Below are 15,593 nucleotides of genomic sequence, written 5' to 3' on the forward strand. Positions count from 1 at the left end.
GATCAGGCCCCGCGCAGCCGCCGGATATTGTCGGCATAGGCGTCCGGTCCGCCCTTGAAAGTCGCGGTGCCGGCGACGAGCACGTCGGCGCCCGCCGATATCGCGAGCGGTGCGGTGCCCGCGTCGATGCCGCCGTCGACCTCCAGCCGGATATCGCGGCCCGACTTCTCGATCATCTTCCTGACCGCCTCGATCTTGCGAAGCTGGCTCGAAATAAAGCTTTGTCCGCCGAAGCCCGGATTGACGCTCATGATCAGGACAAGGTCGATGTCGTCGATCAGATAGTCGAGCATCTTCGCCGGCGTCGCGGGATTGAGCGACACGCCCGCCTGTTTGCCGAGCGACTTGATGTGCTGGACGGTGCGGTGGATATGCGGCCCGGATTCGGGATGCACGGTGATGATGTCGGCGCCCGCCGCGGCGAAGGCGTCAAGGAAATGATCGACGGGCGAGATCATCAGGTGGACGTCGAAGGGTAGCGTCGAGTGCGGACGCAGCGCCTTTACCACCATCGGGCCGATCGTCAGGTTCGGCACATAATGGCCGTCCATGACGTCGATATGCACCCAGTCGGCGCCCGCCGTTTCGATTGCGCGTACTTCTTCCCCCAGCCGCGCGAAATCGGCGCTGAGGATCGACGGGGCGATGCGAACTGGAGCGGAGGCGGCGGTCATGAGACCGGCCTTAACCATCTAGCGAGTCGGGGGCAAGCGGGGTGGGCGCGCCAATGGTGGAAAAGCGTGATGAGGGCAGTTTTCGGCCGGAAGCCGACCTATCTTTCGTCGTCACCCCGGACTTGATCCGGGGTCCCGCTTGAGGTCGAAACCAGTGAGTGCCTCAAAAAGCGGGATCCCGGGTCAAGCCCGGGATGACTGAAGTAGGGACGGGATGTCCGCTCCCCAATACAAAACAAACATCGCCTTCAATTAGGTCTTTCCTACATTATTCGGCCGTGCCAGCCTTCATCCGGCTCTTTCATTCGGTGAACAAAAAGGTGGTCGCTGCCCGGCTTGCGGGTACGACCATGATCGGACGTGCCTCGCACATCCAGCACGCCGCGACTTGCAAATCGGCGCGCTCATAGGGCTGAACTTTCCTGAACTTTGGAATATTGCGCGGCCCTTGCGCCGACCCGATCTGGATCCAGCCGGGCGATGTCCAAAGAAGGCAACGTCAGCTCCCCACCCCAAAACAGACATCGCGGCGCCTATCGCCAGCGCCACCCTCCCTCTGTCTTGGCGCGATAAAGCGGCATCGGGGCGAGGCCGGCAAGGACCACTGCGATGGTCATCATCGCGGGCCGATCGCGCAGGAGCATCGCAATTCCGGTAATCAGCGCGATGTGCATCGCCAGCATCAGCCAGCCTTGCCAAGTGATCGGCAGGCCGGTGCCGAAACCGCGGCGTTTCGGCCGGAACCAGGGGCGGGTGTCGAACATCAGGTGCAGCATATCAGCTTTCCTCCCTGGGTGGCCGTCCGCGCTTGGGCGCATCGGACCGTTTTACACTGACGCCGCGCCGCGCCAGCGCTTCGCGCAGCAACATCTCGATCTCCGCATTGGCGCTGCGCAGCTCGGCCGCCGCCAACCGCTCGATCGCCGCGTAGAGCGCGGGATCGAGGCGGAGGGCAAAGGCTTTTTTAGACTGCGCTGCCATCGCCCGGCCCTCAGTAGAGCGAGCCGGTGTTGACGACGGGCTGCGTGTCGCGTTCGCCGCACAGGACGACCATCAGGTTCGAGACCATCGCCGCCTTCCGCTCGTCGTCGAGGTCGACGACATTCTTTTCGGAGAGGTGCTGTAGCGCCATCTCGACCATCGTCACCGCGCCCTCGACCAGCTTTTTGCGGGCCGCGATCACCGCCTCTGCCTGTTGGCGACGGAGCATCGCGCCGGCGATTTCGGGGGCGTAGGCAAGGTGCGTCAGGCCGCATTCGTCGACCGTGATGCCAGCGACTTCCAGCCGTTCGATCAGTGCCTTGCGCAGTTCCCCGCCAACCTCGTCGTGGTTTCCGCGCAGCGTCACTTCCTGATGCTCGATGTCGTCATAGGGATAGCGCGAGCCGATTGCCCGTACCGCGGCCTCGATCTGCGCCATGACGAATTCCTTGTAATCGTCGACGTCGAAGAGCGCCTGCGCAGTGTCGGTGACGCGCCACACGACCTGCGCCGCCATTTCAATGGGGTTGCCGCGCAGGTCGTTGACCTTGATCTTGTCCGAAATCACATTGTTGGCGCGGACCGCGATCTTCTTGCGGCTGAGCCAGGGCAATACCCAGCGCAGCCCTTCCTCGCGGTCGGTACCCCGGTAGGCGCCGAACAGTTGGACCGCCGCCGCCTCGTTCGGGTTGATCATGTAGAAGCCGCAGAGGATGATCGTGCCGATCACCCCGCTCGCGACCACCACCGCCCATTTCCAGTTCCAGTCGATCCCGTCCGCGCCGATATTGGTCGTCGCCGCCCAGATGGCGGCGCCGAGCAGGCCAAGCCAGATCAGCAGCATCAGATAGCCGCTCTGTGTATTGGCGCGTGTCTCGCGGCTGCGGTTCAGCGCCCGTGTCCCTGTTTCGACCATCTTTCCCTCCGAATCACTCGATATAATGATGATATCATATTTATATCGAATGGAGCGATGGTCAATCGGGATTCTACGAAAACTCCGGACGCACTTTAGGGGGAAGGGTCGAATGGTTCATCGTGAGCAGCAGTCGCTCTTCGCCGGTACCGGCGATCGGCGGCGATCGGTGGACCGCGGCGCGCGCCTCGTCCCAGTTTCGGCCCTTGAGGATTGCGACGTAGCCCGCGCGCATCTCGCGGATGTTATGCGATGTGCCGCAGTCGCAATCGTCCATGCTCTCGCCGTCGAGCCACTGCGTCCCGCGCCCCGTATAGGTGGTGATCAGCCGTGCAAGGACGTAATCGGCGTGGAATTTCCGACAGGCATCGCCGGTGATCCGTTCGAACCGAATATCGAGCCTGTCGATCCGCATGATCGCCGCGAAGCGCGCGGCGAGATCGATGATGTCGGCTTCCAATCTGACGCGGACATTGCCGGCCGGATAGCCCGCGGCCTGCATCGCGCGGTTCAACGCCGAACCCAGGTCGCAGACGTCGCTCGTTAACTGGATCGGGCGCAGGCTGGGCACGGCGATCGGCTTCAAATCGTCGACGCTGCACAATTTTGCCGTCGCACTTGGCAGCAGGGCAGCGACGGAGGGCTTGCGGACCGTCGCGGACCAAGTGCTGAATGGCAAAACCTATAAGTTCGACAGTTCGAAGGCAAAAGCCGTAGTCAGCGTCGGTAACACCGATCAGCAACGACAGATCATCAACGTTGCGCCGGGTTCGATCAGCGCGACCAGTACGGACGCGATCAATGGGGCGCAGATATTTCCGCTCTATACCGAACTCAACGATCTGAACGGCAGACATGGGGCGCTGAAGACGCAGGTCGATGACCTCGGCAAGGGCTTTCAGGTCAGCGCGCAGGGCGCGAACGCGCGAAAGGTTTTGCCGGGCGAAACGGTCGACATCAGCAGCGCAGACGCGAACCTGGGCGTGTCGAAGGGCGCGGCCGACAATGGCGTGAAGCTGGCGCTGGCGCGCAACCTTGCGCTCGACAGCGTGACGGCGGGCGGCACGACGTTGAACAAGGACGGCGTGACGATCCCCGGCGGCGCGGCGGGTCCGGTGACGCTGGGTCCAAAGGGCCTCAACAATGGCGGCAATGTGCTGACTGGCGTCGGCGCGGGCAAGGTTGCGGCGGATTCGAGCGATGCGGTGACGGGCGCGCAGCTCGCCACGCTGCAGAACCAGCTCAACAATCTGCCCAAGAGCAACGGCGATGGCAGCGCGAAATCGGTGCTGGCGGCGGTGGGTCCGGGCGCGACGGTCGACGACAAGGGCGAACTCGTCCTGCCCCAGATCAAGTTGGACAGCCTGGGCAATGACGAAAACAATAAGCCGTTGCCGCAGCCGACAACGCTGCTCGGCGCGATCGATGCGCTGGACGGCGAACTTGCCAAAGTCGATGAAGCAACGGGCATCCTTCTGGATGACAGCCTGATGTGGGCCGATGGCAAAGGCGCTTACAGCGCGAAGCATGGCGACAAGCCCACGAACCGTATCACCGACGTCGCGCCGGGCGCGGTGAAGGCGGACTCGACGGACGCTGTGAATGGCGGCCAGCTTCACGCGACGAACGAGGCGCTGGCCAAGGGCCTTGGCGGCGGAGCGCAGGTCGGGCCTGACGGCAAGTTGACCGACCCGACCTATGCCATCCACAACCCCGGCAGCGCGACGGCGACAACCCCGCACAAGGATGTTGGCGCGGCGCTGGGCGCGCTTGACGCGGGTGTTGTCGGCAACACGGGTGCCATCGACAAGTTGGGCAAGGATGTCGCCAACGGCGCCGTGGGCCCGATCCAGCAGGGTGCGACGCCCGGGCAACTGGCGCTCGTTGCGCCGGGCGCGACCGGCGCGGCGCCGGGTGCGCCGCAGGGGCTGACCAACGTCGCGCCGGGCAAGGTTGCGGCGGGATCGACCGACGCGGTGAACGGCGGGCAACTGAACGACGTGGCGCAGACCGCGAACAAGGGCTTTCAGCTTAGCGCGCAGGGCGCGGACGCATCGCAGGTGAAGCCGGGCGATACGGTCGACATCAGCGGCGCCGATGCCAATATCGGCGTCACGAAAGGCGCGGCCGACAGCAAGGTGAAGCTGGCACTGTCGCGCAATCTGAATGTCGACAGCGTAACGATCCCCGGCGGTCCGAATGGACCGGTGACGCTGGGTGCCAAGGGCCTCGACAATGGCGGCAATGTGCTGACCGGTGTCGGCGCGGGCCGTGTTGCGCCCGGATCGAGCGATGCGGTAACCGGCGATCAACTCGCCGCGACCGATGCAAAGGCGGTCGAGGCACAGGACGCGGCGACCGCTGCCGACGGCAAGGCTGTAGCCGCCGACGAGAAGGCCGCGACGGCGCAACAGGCGGCGGAGGAAGCGCGCACGCTTGGGGCCAACAGCGTGCAATATACCGACCCGGCGAAGACGAGCATCGTTCTTGATGGCACGCGGTCGAACGACGGCGGCAAGACGGCCGGCACGCTTTTGAGCAATGTCGCGCAGGGGTCGCTGGCGCCGAACTCGACCGATGCGGTCAATGGGACGCAGCTTCGCGCGACGAACCAGGCGCTGGCGGACAATCTTGGCGGCGGTGCGAAACTGAACCCCGACGGCAGTGTTGCGGCGCCGACCTATAATATCCACAACCCCGGCAGCACGACCGCGACGACCCCGCACAAGGATGTTGGTGCGGCGCTGGGCGCGCTCGACAAGGGCGTGACCGGTAACACCGCGGCGATCGCGGGCCTCGCGAACGGCACGGCTGGACCGATCCAGCAAAATGGGACGCCGGGCCAGCTTGCGCTTGTCGGACCGAATGGCGCGGCCGGGCCGCAGGGCCTGACCAATGTCGCGCCGGGTGCGGTGGCGGCCGACTCGACCGACGCGGTGAACGGCGGGCAGTTGCACGCGGTCGAGCAGGCGGCGAACAAGGGCTGGCAGCTTAGTGCGCAGGGCGCGAACGAAACCCAGGTGAAGCCGGGCGACGTGGTCGACATCAGCGGCGATGCGAACATCGGCGTGACGAAGGGGGATGCTGACAGCAAGGTAAAGCTGGCGCTCGCGCGCAACCTGAACGTCGACAGCCTCGCCGCGGGCGGCACGGCCTTGACCAAGGACGGAGTGACGATCGCGAACGGTCCGAACGGGCCGGTGACACTGGGCGCGAAGGGCCTCGACAATGGCGGCAATGTGCTGACCGGCCTTGGCAAGGGCAGGGTCGCTGCGGGCTCCACCGATGCGGTCACCGGCGATCAGCTTGCCGAGATCGATGCGAAGCTGGGCCAGGCAGGGGTCGCCTCGACAGCCACCGATGCCAAGTTGGCGACGGCGCAGGACGCGGCGGATGCGGCGGACGATAAAGCGCAGAAGGCGCAGGAGGCCGCGGACAAAGCCGATGAGAAGGCGGTGAAGGCACAAGAAGCGACGACGGACCTGGCAAACAAGGCTGTGCAATATGGCGATGAGGGCAAGACGAGCATTGTGCTCGGCGGTCCTGCCTCGACCGACGGCGGCCAGACGGGGGGCACGCGGCTGAGCAATGTCGCGCAGGGCTCGCTGGCGCCGAACTCGACCGACGCGGTCAATGGGACGCAGCTTCGCGCGACGAACCAGGCGCTGGCGGACGGTCTGGGCGGCGGTGCGAAACTGAACCCTGACGGCACCGTTGCGCGTCCGACCTATGCCATCCACAACCCCGGCAGCACGACAGCGACGACCCCGCATAATGATGTGGGCTCGGCACTGGGCGCACTCGACGCAGGGGTGGTCGGCAACACGGCCGCTATCGACAAGCTGGGCAAGGACCTCGCGAACGGCACGGCCGGACCGATCCAACAGGGCGGTAATGCGCTGACCGGTATCGGTGCGGGCAATGTCGCTGCAGGATCGACCGACGCGGTTAACGGCGGCCAGCTTGCGGCAACCGACGCAAAGGTGGCGACGGCGCAGGAAGCTGCGACCACGGCCGACGGCAAAGCGGTGAAGGCGCAGGAAGCCGCCGATGCCGCCGACGACAAAGCGGAGAAGGCGCAGGGCACTGCGGATCAGGCGCTCGCGCTTGGCAACAACAGCGTGCAATATGACGGTGACGACAAGAAGAGCATGACGCTCCGCGGTGAGGAGTCGATCGACGGCGGCAAGACGGGCGGAACGCGCTTGGGCAATGTCGCGCAGGGTTCGCTTGCGGACCTGTCGACCGATGCCGTCAACGGCTCGCAGCTTCGTGCGACGAACCAGGTGCTGGCAAACGGCCTTGGCGGCGGTGCGGCGGTGCAGGCCGACGGCAGCATCACCAGGCCGACCTATGTCATCCACAATCCGGGTAGCATGCCGGGCAGCGCGGCCGCGACCAGCGCCTATGACAATGTCGGCGATGCGCTGGGCGCGCTCGACCGGGGCGTCACTGGCAACACCGCCGCGATCGCCGATCTTGGCAAGAGCGCGGTGCACTATGACAAGAATGCCGACGGCTCGCCCAATACGGGAGCGATGACGCTGGCTGGCGGTGTCGACGCGGCGGGCAATCCCACCGGTACGGCGATCCGCAACGTGGCGCCGGGTTCGGTAGCGGCGGGGTCGATGGAAGCGGTGAACGGCGGGCAACTGCACGATATCGCGCAGACCGCGGGCAAGGGCTGGACGCTCAGCGCGCAGGGAGCAAATGCTTCGCAGGTGAAGCCCGGCGAGACTGTCGATATCAGCGGCGCGGACGCCAATATTCAGGTCGCGAAGGGCGCGGACGATCGCAATGTGAAGGTGGCGCTGTCGCGCAACCTCGCCGTCGACAGCGTGACGGCGGGCAATACGACGGTGAACGGCGACGGTGTGACGATCGCCGGCGGTCCGAATGGGCCGGTGAAGCTGACCAACAAAGGCCTGGACAATGGCGGCAATGTGCTGACCGGTATCGGTGCCGGCAATGTCGCTGCGGGATCGACCGATGCCGTGAACGGCGATCAACTCGCCGCAACCGATGCCAGGGCGGTCCGCGCACAGGCCTCTGCCGACGCGGCGGATGCAAAGGCGGCAGCCGCGCGGGCGATGGCCCACGCGGCGGACATGAAGGCGGCGGCGGCGCAAGCTGCGGCGGACGCTGCGGACATGAAGGCGGTTGCCGCGCAATATGCGGCGGACGCCGCCGCGATGAAGGTCGTGACGGCGCAATTGGCGGCGGACGCAGCGGGCCTGAAGGCTGAGCAAGCCAATGGTACGGCCGAGCGGGCGCTCGCGCTCGGCAATAACAGCGTGCAATATGACGATGCGGGCAAGACGGGCCTGACGCTCGGCGGGCCGAAGTCGGAAGACGGCGGCAGGACCGGCGGTACGCGTCTGGCCAATGTCGCGCAGGGCCTGCTCTCGCCGACCTCGACCGATGCGGTCAACGGCGCCCAGCTCCATGCGACGAACGAACGGGTCGCCGCGCACGGCACGCAGCTGGCGTTGCTCGAAACCGGTCAGGCGGGCGCGTTCCGCATGAACAACCGGAGCGGCCTGCCCGCGCCCGACGCACGCGGCGAAGATGCGGTCGCCGGGGGCTTTGGCGCAGTTGCCAGCGGGGCCCGGTCGACCGCGATCGGCAGCAATGCGGTTGCCAGCGGCGCGGGCTCGGTGGCGCTCGGCCATGGAGCCACCGACGGCGGGCGCGACAATGTCGTCTCGGTTGGCCGCGAGGGTGCCGAGCGGCAGGTGACGAACGTTGCGGCGGGCACGCGCCCGACCGATGCGGTCAATCTCGGACAGCTCAGCAATGCAATCGACCACGGTTTGGTCGCGGCAACCGGCTACACCGATCACCATGTCAACGCGCTCCGCTTCGATCTCGCCAACGTCCGGCGAGATGCTGATGCGGGTACCGCTTCGGCGATGGCGGTCGCCGGTCTGCCCCAGGCCTTTAGTGACAGCGGCGGCATGATCGGGGGAGCGATCGGCGTCTACCAGAATGAAACCGCCTTCGCGCTTGGCGTGTCGAAGGTGTTCGGCGACGGCCGGACAGTGGTGAAGGGCGGCGCAACTTATGTCGAGACGAGCCGGGGCAGCACGTTCGGCGGCAACGTCGGCATCGGCTATCAATTCTGAACCGCCACAAGGTCGAAAAAGAACGGAAACGGTGGTCATCTGGCCGCCGTTTCTTTTTGTAGCCGCGCTATGGACTGAAACGTCACACATCGCGCGCTGCGAAGGTCGCACAGATGGCCGAAGGCTTCTTCGCCGAGGGAGTTTCGCGCCGCAAAATCCGCTATGCCCAAAAACAAAGGGAGCGAAATCGCTCCCTTTGTCTCGTTGGTTTCGTGCGCCTATTCAGTCGGAAAACCGCGCTTCTTCAGCAGTGCCTTCACGTCGGGGTCGCGGCCGCGGAAAGCGCGATAGGCTTCGGCGCGATCGGTCTCGTTACCCGTCATCAGCAGGATCGTGCGGAACTTGTCGGCGACGCTGCGGTCCCACGGTCCGCCGGCTTCGGTGAAGGCGGCCCAGGTGTCGGCGTCCATCGTTTCCGACCATAGATAGCTGTAATAGCCCGCCGAATAGGCGTCCGAGCTGAACAGGTGGCCGAACTGCGGCAAGCGGTGCCGCATCACGATTTCCTTCGGCATGCCGATTTCGGCAAGCGTCTCGCGCTCGAACTTGTCGACATCGGCTGGCGGCGTCTTGCGGTCGTGCAGCTTCATGTCGACGATCGCGCTCGACAGATATTCGACCGTCGAGAAGCCCTGATTGAACTTGTCGGAGGCGAGGATCTTGTCGACCAGCGCCTGCGGCATCGGCTGACCCGTCTTGTAGTGCGTCGCATATTTCGACAGCACTTCGGGGGTCATCAGCCAATTCTCGTTCACCTGGCTGGGATATTCGACGAAGTCGCGCGGTACGCCTGCGAGCGCTGGATAATAGACATGCTGCAGCAGATAGTGGATGCCGTGACCGAATTCGTGAAACAGGGTCTGCGCGTCGTCGAGGCTGATCAGCGTCGGCTCACCCTTCGCGGCTTCGGTGAAATTATTATTGTTCGACGCGAGCACATTGCGCTCGCCGCCCAGCGTTTGCTGGCTGCGATAGGTCGTCATCCACGCGCCCGAACGCTTTCCATCGCGCGCGAAATTATCGAGATAGAAGACCCCGACATTCTCGTTCGTCTTGAGATTATAAACCTCGAACGTGCGGACCTTGGGGTCGAAGACGGGGATCGTACCGGTATTTTCGCGGAAGCCTAGATCGTAGAGTTGGCCCGCCGACCAGAACATCGCATCACGCAGCTTGTCGAGCTGGAGATAGGGCTTCACCTCGCTTTCATCGAGGTCGTATTTCGCCTTGCGAACCTTTTCGGAATAGAAGCGATAGTCCCACGGCTCGATGGTGATCTTCGGGCCATTGCCGGCCTTGGCTTCGGCGTCGGCGATCGCCTGCATGTCGGCGACCTCCTCCTTCACGCGCGCGACAGCGGCGGGCCAGACTTTCATCATCAGGCCCATCGCGGCTTCGGGCGTCTTCGCCATCGTGTCGGCCATGCGATAATTGGCGTGCGTCGGGAAACCGAGCAACTCGGCGCGCTGCTGGCGCAGCTTCAATATCTCGACGATCGTCGAATTGGTGTCGTTCGCGTCACCATTGTCGCCGCGGCTGACAAAGGCCTTGTACACGCGCTCGCGCAAGCCCCGGTTGGTCGCGCCCTGCATCACCGGCTGCGCCGACGAACGGGTGTTCTTGATCGCCCACTGTCCCGGCTTGCCCTGCGACTCCGCCGCCGACGCGAGCGAGGCGACGAAGCCGGGCTCAAGGCCTGCGAGCTCGGCCTTGTCGGTTACAAAGGTATAAAGCTTCTCATCGCCGAGCAGCTTCGACGAGAAAGCCGAGAACAGGCCTTCAAGCTTCGAGTTCAGCTCGACCAGCTTTGCCTTGTTCGCGGGCGACAGGTTAGCGCCGTCGCGCACCATCTCGTCATAGCTGCGTTCGACGATGCGGATCTGCTGCGCGTTGAGTCCGCTCGAATTGCGCTTGTCGTAAACCGCCTTGTACCGCGCGAAGAGCTTGGGCTCCAAAAATAGTTCGGTATAGAAGGTGGTGAGCTTGGGGCTCCATTCGGCGTCGATATCCTCGACGCGGTCGTTCGACTTGTTCGACGTCTGCACGCCCCACAGCGCAAAAAGGCGCTCCATCGTATCGCCCGCGAGCATCATCGGGACGTGCGTATTCTCGAACGTCGGCGCGGCGGGATTGTCGATCACCGCCTGCACCTGCGCCCTGGTTTCGGCCATGCCCTTGGTGAAGGCGTCGGGAAACAGTTCTGGGTCCATCTTGTCCCACGGCGGCACCCCTTCGAACGGGCCGGTCCACGGCGCGAGCATCGGGTTTTCGCCCGCGGGGGCGGTTGCGGCCGGCTTGGCGGCGGCGGTCGGTTCGGCGGCGGTTGCGGTCATCTGGCTATAACCCACGATCATTGCGGTGGATGCAAGCATGATCGACAAATGACGGGCAAAAGGCTGCGCGGTGCGCGACATCGATAAATCTCCCCGGAGGATAAGGTTTCGGACGAAACCATGTCAGGGGCCGACTTAACCTTATATGACAGCGGGGTGCAAGCCGCCTAAGCGCCAAAATCCCGCTGAATCAGGCCGGGGACATCAACGCGGAAGGTAAAGACACCGCCCGCGTGCGGCTGTTTTGCGCGCTCGTCATCGGTCAGATTCTTGCCCGCGCTCGTAACGAAGGCGGTTTGGAGGTCGGGCCCGCCGAATGCGATCATCGTCGGGCGTTGCACCGGCAGCTCGACCGTCTGTAGCAACTCGCCCGCAGGCGAGAGGCGCACGACGCGCCAGCCGTCCCACAGCGCCGACCAGTAACAGCCCTCGGCATCGACCGCGGCGCCGTCGGGGCGGCCATTGCCGAACTCGAACTGGTGAAAGATGCGCCCGTTGCTCAGCGTGCCGGTGGCTTCGTCGAAATCATAGGCGCGGATCGCGTGGGTCGGCGTGTCGGCGTGATAGAATGTGCGGCCGTCGGGGCTGAAGGCGGCGCCGTTGCTCGTCGTCAGCCCATGCAGCATTTCGGTAAGTGAGCCATCGGGGTCGAGGCGATAGAGCGTCGCGGCGGGGTTCGCCTTGTCACTCGTCAGGCTGCCGACCCACAGCCGGCCCAGGGCATCGACGCGGCCGTCGTTGAAACGCTGCTCGGACTTGCCGGTGAGGACCGCAGGGCCGAAGGGCCGTGGCTCGGCGTTCCAGTCGTCGATCAGCGCGCAGCCATCTTCCAGCGCCGCGACAAGCCCACCGCCCGCACGCGGCGCGATGCAGCCGACTTGCTCGGCAAGCTCCATCGTCTCGTCGACACCTGTCGCGGGGTCGGTGCGATGGATTTTGCGGGCGTCGATGTCGACCCAATAGAGGCGGGCTTCGGCGGCGTGCCAGACGGGCGATTCGCCAAGCAATGCGCCGGCGTCGAGAAGCAGTTTGACCATGGAGCAGATCCTAGCGCGGGCCGGCGATGCTGCCCAGCGACTGCAAACCTATTCGCTGCGCCGCCGCTCTCCGCGCCTTTGTCGCATCTTTGCCGCCGTAGCGGCATTTCTACTTGACGTGGACGTAAACGTAAGGTCAGTTGGCGCGCGAAGCCTGCATCGATCGATGCGGGGGCAATGGCGTATCGGCTTCGACAGACTGGCCGGACGTCCCCGGAAAAGGAAGCATCATGTCGCTCGATAGTCTCTCACGCTCCGCTTACACCGAGGATCATGAGGCGTTCCGCGCGACGGTACGCCAGTTCCTCGAAAAGGAAGTGGCACCCAATCAGGCGCAGTGGGCCGAGGATGGTATCGTGCCCAAGAGCATCTGGCCCAAGGCGGGCGAGCTTGGCCTGCTGTGCCCCACGGTTCCGGAGGAATATGGCGGGCTCGGCCTTGACTTCGGCTATAACGCGATCGTTGATGAAGAGAGCGCCTATTATGGCCGCGTGACCACGGGCTTTTCACTCCAGTCGGATATCGTGACCAATTATATCACCCGCTACGGCAGCGAGGAGCAGAAGAAGCACTGGCTGCCCAAAATGGTCTCGGGCGAGGTAATTACCGCGATCGCGATGACCGAACCGGGCACCGGCAGCGACCTTCAAGGTATGCGCACGACCGCGAAGAAGGATGGCAATCATTATGTCATCAACGGTTCGAAAACCTATATCACCAACGGCCAGAACGCCGACCTGATCCTCGTCTGCGTCAAGACCGACACCGACGTCGAGCCGGCGTGGAAGGGCGTGTCGATCGTACTCGTCGAAGCCGACCGCGAAGGTTTCCAGCGCGGCCGCAACCTCGACAAGATCGGGCAGGACGAGGCCGATACGTCGGAGCTGTTCTTCAACGACGTTCGCGTGCCGATCACCAACTGCCTGGGCGAAGAGGGGCAGGGATTCATCTATCTGATGAGCGAACTGCCGCAGGAACGTCTATCGATCGCGGTGTCGGCGCAGGCATCGGCGCAGCGCGCGTTCGACGACACGGTCGAATATACGCGCGACCGCAAGGCGTTCGGCAAGCCGATCCTCGATTTCCAGAACAGCCGCTTCGTGCTCGCCGACCTGAAAGCGAAGCTTCAGGTGGGCTGGGCGCATCTCGACTGGGCGCTGTCACGGCATTTGAAGAAGGAACTGACCCCCGAAGAGGGCGCCGCGGCGAAGCTGTGGCACACCGAACTGCAGTGGGAAGTCATGGACAAATGCCTCCAGCTCTTCGGCGGCGCAGGCTATATGAACGAATATCCGATCGCCCGCGCCTGGCGCGCCGCACGCGTCACCCGCATCTTCGGCGGCACGAACGAAATCATGAAGGAACTGATCGGGCGCAAGCTCTGATCGCTTGAAATCGCAGGAAAGGAATTCTCCCATGGCTACAGCTTATATCGTCGACGCCGTCCGGACCGCGGGCGGCAAGCGCGGCGGCCGGCTCGCGGGCGTCCACCCCGTCGACCTCGGCGCCGCGGTGTTCGACGCGATCGCCGATCGCAACGACTTCGACACCAAGGCGATCGATGATGTTATCACCGGCTGCGTCAGCCAAGGCGGCCAGCAGACGATGGACATCGGCCGCAACGCCGTGCTCGCCTCGAAGCTGCCCGACTCGATCCCCGCCGTCACTATCGACCGCCAGTGCGGTTCGTCGCAGCAGGCGATTCAGTTCGCGGCGCAGGCAGTGATGTCGGGCACGCAGGACATCGTGCTCGCAAGCGGCATCGAAAGCATGACGCGCGTTCCGATGGGCAGCGTCGCAACCCTGTTCATCAAGGAAGGTCTCGGCCACTACAAGTCCGAACGGCTCGAAGAAAAATATCCCGGCATCATGTTCAGCCAGTTCATGGGCGCTGAGATGATCGTGAAGAAATACGGCCTCACCAAGGATGATCTCGATGCCTATGCGCTCGAAAGCCACCGCCGCGGCAAGGCCGCGACCGAGGCCGGCCACTTCAAACGCGAGATCGTCGGCGTCGAAATCGAAACGCCCGAAGGCCGCCAAACGCACCTCGTCGATGAGGGCATCCGTTTCGACGCGACGCTCGAAGGCATCGCGGGGGTCAAGATCCTTCAGGAAGGCGGATCGATCACGGCGGCGACCAGCTCGCAGATCTGCGACGGCGCCTCGGCTGCGCTCGTGGTTTCGGAACAGGCGCTGAAGGATCATAATCTGACCCCGCGCGCGCGAATCCACCATATTTCGGTAACCGCGGGCGACCCGATCATCATGCTCGAAGAACCGCTGTTCGCGACCGAACGCGCGCTGAAGAAGGCGGGCATGAAGATCGGCGATATCGACGCCTATGAGGTCAATGAGGCGTTCGCGCCCGTGCCGCTGGCATGGCTGCAATATCTGGGCGCCGACCATGCGCGGCTCAACCAGCATGGCGGCGCTATCGCGCTCGGCCACCCGCTCGGCGCTTCGGGCACCAAGCTGATGTCGACGTTGCTCGGCGTGCTCGACGCGACCGGCGGCAAATACGGCCTGCAGACGATGTGCGAAGGCGGTGGCCAGGCCAACGTCACGATCATCGAGCGGCTTTAAGACCATTCAAACCCCTCCCCTTCGGGGGAGGGGCAGCGAGACTTGCGGGCTTGCCCGCTAGCCGCAGCGGGGAGGGGTCTATCGGCCTTGCTCTTCGCCGCGACACCCCACCCCAACCTCTCCCCTGAAGGGGAGGGGCTTTAAGGAGAGCCTCAATATGAAACTCGATTCCACCGTATCCGCCGTCGTCACCGGCGGTGCCTCGGGCCTCGGCGCCGCCACCGCACGCGCGCTTGCCGCCAAGGGCGTGAAGGTCGCGATCTTCGACCTGCAGGAAGAAAAGGGCCTCGCGATCGCAGCCGAACTCGGCGGCATCTTCTGCGAATGCAACGTCACCGACGACGCGTCGGTCGACGCCGCTTTTGCCAAGGCGCGCGAAGCGCATGGTCAGGAACGCATCCTCGTCAACTGCGCCGGCACCGGCAACGCGATCAAGACCGCGAGCCGCAGCAAGGAAGACGGCAGCATCAAGCATTTCCCGCTCGATGCGTTCAACTGGATCATCCAGATCAACCTCGTCGGCACGTTCCGCTGCATCGCCAAGTCGGCGGCGGGCATGCTGACGCTCGACCCGATGGAAGACGGCGAACGCGGCGCGATCGTCAACACCGCATCGGTCGCCGCCGAAGACGGCCAGATCGGTCAGGCCGCTTACTCTGCATCGAAGGGCGGGGTCGTCGGCATGACGCTTCCGATCGCGCGCGATCTCGGCAACGAGAATATCCGCGTCAACACGATCCTGCCGGGCATCTTCGACACGCCGCTGCTTGCAGGCGCGCCGCAGAATGTCCGCGATGCGCTCGGTGCGTCGGTGCTCAATCCGAAGCGCCTCGGCAACCCGGTCGAATATGCCAATCTTGCCATGTGCATGATCGAGAACGGCTATTTCAACGGCGAAGACGTCCGCCTCGACGGCGGCATCCGTATGGCGCCGCGCTGAT

The 15,593-nt window shown here is 64.4% G+C and carries 11 protein-coding genes; 4 read left to right on the plus strand and 7 right to left on the minus strand.

The window, feature by feature from the left end; all coding sequences use genetic code 11:
* Positions 1-2: 2 nt before the first annotated feature.
* From rpe to SC1_RS00630, 5 genes are all read right to left on the minus strand, one after another.
* The gene (gene rpe, locus SC1_RS00610; RefSeq protein WP_062176192.1) at positions 3-674 is read right to left on the minus strand and encodes a ribulose-phosphate 3-epimerase; all 672 of its coding nucleotides are present in this window, start codon (positions 672-674) and stop codon (positions 3-5) included.
* A 533-nt stretch (positions 675-1,207) separates the two neighbouring features.
* Complete coding sequence (locus SC1_RS00615) at positions 1,208-1,450, minus strand: hypothetical protein (RefSeq protein ID WP_062176195.1); 243 nt, start codon at positions 1,448-1,450, stop codon at positions 1,208-1,210.
* 1 nt (position 1,451) lies between these two features.
* Positions 1,452-1,655, minus strand: a complete 204-nt coding sequence (locus tag SC1_RS00620; protein ID WP_062176198.1) for a hypothetical protein — start codon at positions 1,653-1,655, stop codon at positions 1,452-1,454.
* 10 nt (positions 1,656-1,665) lie between these two features.
* A complete protein-coding gene (locus SC1_RS00625) occupies positions 1,666-2,571 on the minus strand; it encodes an SPFH domain-containing protein (protein ID WP_062176200.1) in 906 nt (301 codons plus the stop codon).
* A gap of 73 nt (positions 2,572-2,644) precedes the next feature.
* Positions 2,645-3,157: a DUF1826 domain-containing protein gene (locus tag SC1_RS00630; RefSeq protein ID WP_238586519.1), complete on the minus strand. Its 513-nt coding sequence runs from the start codon at positions 3,155-3,157 to the stop codon at positions 2,645-2,647.
* 79 nt (positions 3,158-3,236) lie between these two features.
* Between SC1_RS00630 and SC1_RS00635 the strand changes: the two genes are divergently transcribed.
* Positions 3,237-8,696: a YadA-like family protein gene (locus tag SC1_RS00635; protein WP_083435605.1), complete on the plus strand. Its 5,460-nt coding sequence runs from the start codon at positions 3,237-3,239 to the stop codon at positions 8,694-8,696.
* Between the two features lie 218 nt (positions 8,697-8,914).
* Here SC1_RS00635 and SC1_RS00640 read toward each other — a convergent pair whose 3' ends face one another.
* A complete protein-coding gene (locus SC1_RS00640) occupies positions 8,915-11,110 on the minus strand; it encodes a M3 family metallopeptidase (RefSeq protein WP_062176211.1) in 2,196 nt (731 codons plus the stop codon).
* Between the two features lie 86 nt (positions 11,111-11,196).
* Positions 11,197-12,066 (minus strand): SMP-30/gluconolactonase/LRE family protein, encoded by an 870-nt coding sequence (locus tag SC1_RS00645; RefSeq protein WP_062176213.1) that lies wholly within the window; start codon positions 12,064-12,066, stop codon positions 11,197-11,199.
* Between the two features lie 230 nt (positions 12,067-12,296).
* Here SC1_RS00645 and SC1_RS00650 point away from each other — a divergent pair, with 230 nt between their 5' ends.
* The 3 genes from SC1_RS00650 (at position 12,297) to SC1_RS00660 (ending at position 15,592) form a co-directional block, all read left to right on the plus strand.
* Positions 12,297-13,451, plus strand: a complete 1,155-nt coding sequence (locus SC1_RS00650) for an acyl-CoA dehydrogenase family protein (protein WP_062183260.1) — start codon at positions 12,297-12,299, stop codon at positions 13,449-13,451.
* Between the two features lie 31 nt (positions 13,452-13,482).
* A complete protein-coding gene (locus SC1_RS00655) occupies positions 13,483-14,652 on the plus strand; it encodes an acetyl-CoA C-acetyltransferase (protein ID WP_062176217.1) in 1,170 nt (389 codons plus the stop codon).
* Positions 14,653-14,809: 157 nt separating this feature from the next.
* Positions 14,810-15,592, plus strand: coding sequence for an SDR family NAD(P)-dependent oxidoreductase (locus SC1_RS00660; RefSeq protein WP_062176221.1), 783 nt, complete (start codon positions 14,810-14,812; stop codon positions 15,590-15,592).
* The last annotated feature ends 1 nt before the right edge of the window (position 15,593 follow it).

It is taken from the genome of Sphingopyxis sp. C-1, assembly GCF_001047015.1.
Lineage (GTDB): Bacteria > Pseudomonadota > Alphaproteobacteria > Sphingomonadales > Sphingomonadaceae > Sphingopyxis.

Excerpts from the sequence above, each read along its gene's own strand:
- SC1_RS00615 (WP_062176195.1), bottom strand. The coding sequence starts at position 1,450 with ATGCTGCACCTGATGTTCGACACCCGCCCCTGGTTCCGGCCGAAACGC.
- SC1_RS00650 (WP_062183260.1), top strand. The coding sequence starts at position 12,297 with ATGTCGCTCGATAGTCTCTCACGCTCCGCTTACACCGAGGATCATGAG.
- SC1_RS00625 (WP_062176200.1), bottom strand. The coding sequence starts at position 2,571 with ATGGTCGAAACAGGGACACGGGCGCTGAACCGCAGCCGCGAGACACGC.
- SC1_RS00620 (WP_062176198.1), bottom strand. The coding sequence starts at position 1,655 with ATGGCAGCGCAGTCTAAAAAAGCCTTTGCCCTCCGCCTCGATCCCGCG.
- rpe (WP_062176192.1), bottom strand. The coding sequence starts at position 674 with ATGACCGCCGCCTCCGCTCCAGTTCGCATCGCCCCGTCGATCCTCAGC.
- SC1_RS00645 (WP_062176213.1), bottom strand. The coding sequence starts at position 12,066 with ATGGTCAAACTGCTTCTCGACGCCGGCGCATTGCTTGGCGAATCGCCC.
- SC1_RS00640 (WP_062176211.1), bottom strand. The coding sequence starts at position 11,110 with ATGTCGCGCACCGCGCAGCCTTTTGCCCGTCATTTGTCGATCATGCTT.
- SC1_RS00660 (WP_062176221.1), top strand. The coding sequence starts at position 14,810 with ATGAAACTCGATTCCACCGTATCCGCCGTCGTCACCGGCGGTGCCTCG.
- SC1_RS00655 (WP_062176217.1), top strand. The coding sequence starts at position 13,483 with ATGGCTACAGCTTATATCGTCGACGCCGTCCGGACCGCGGGCGGCAAG.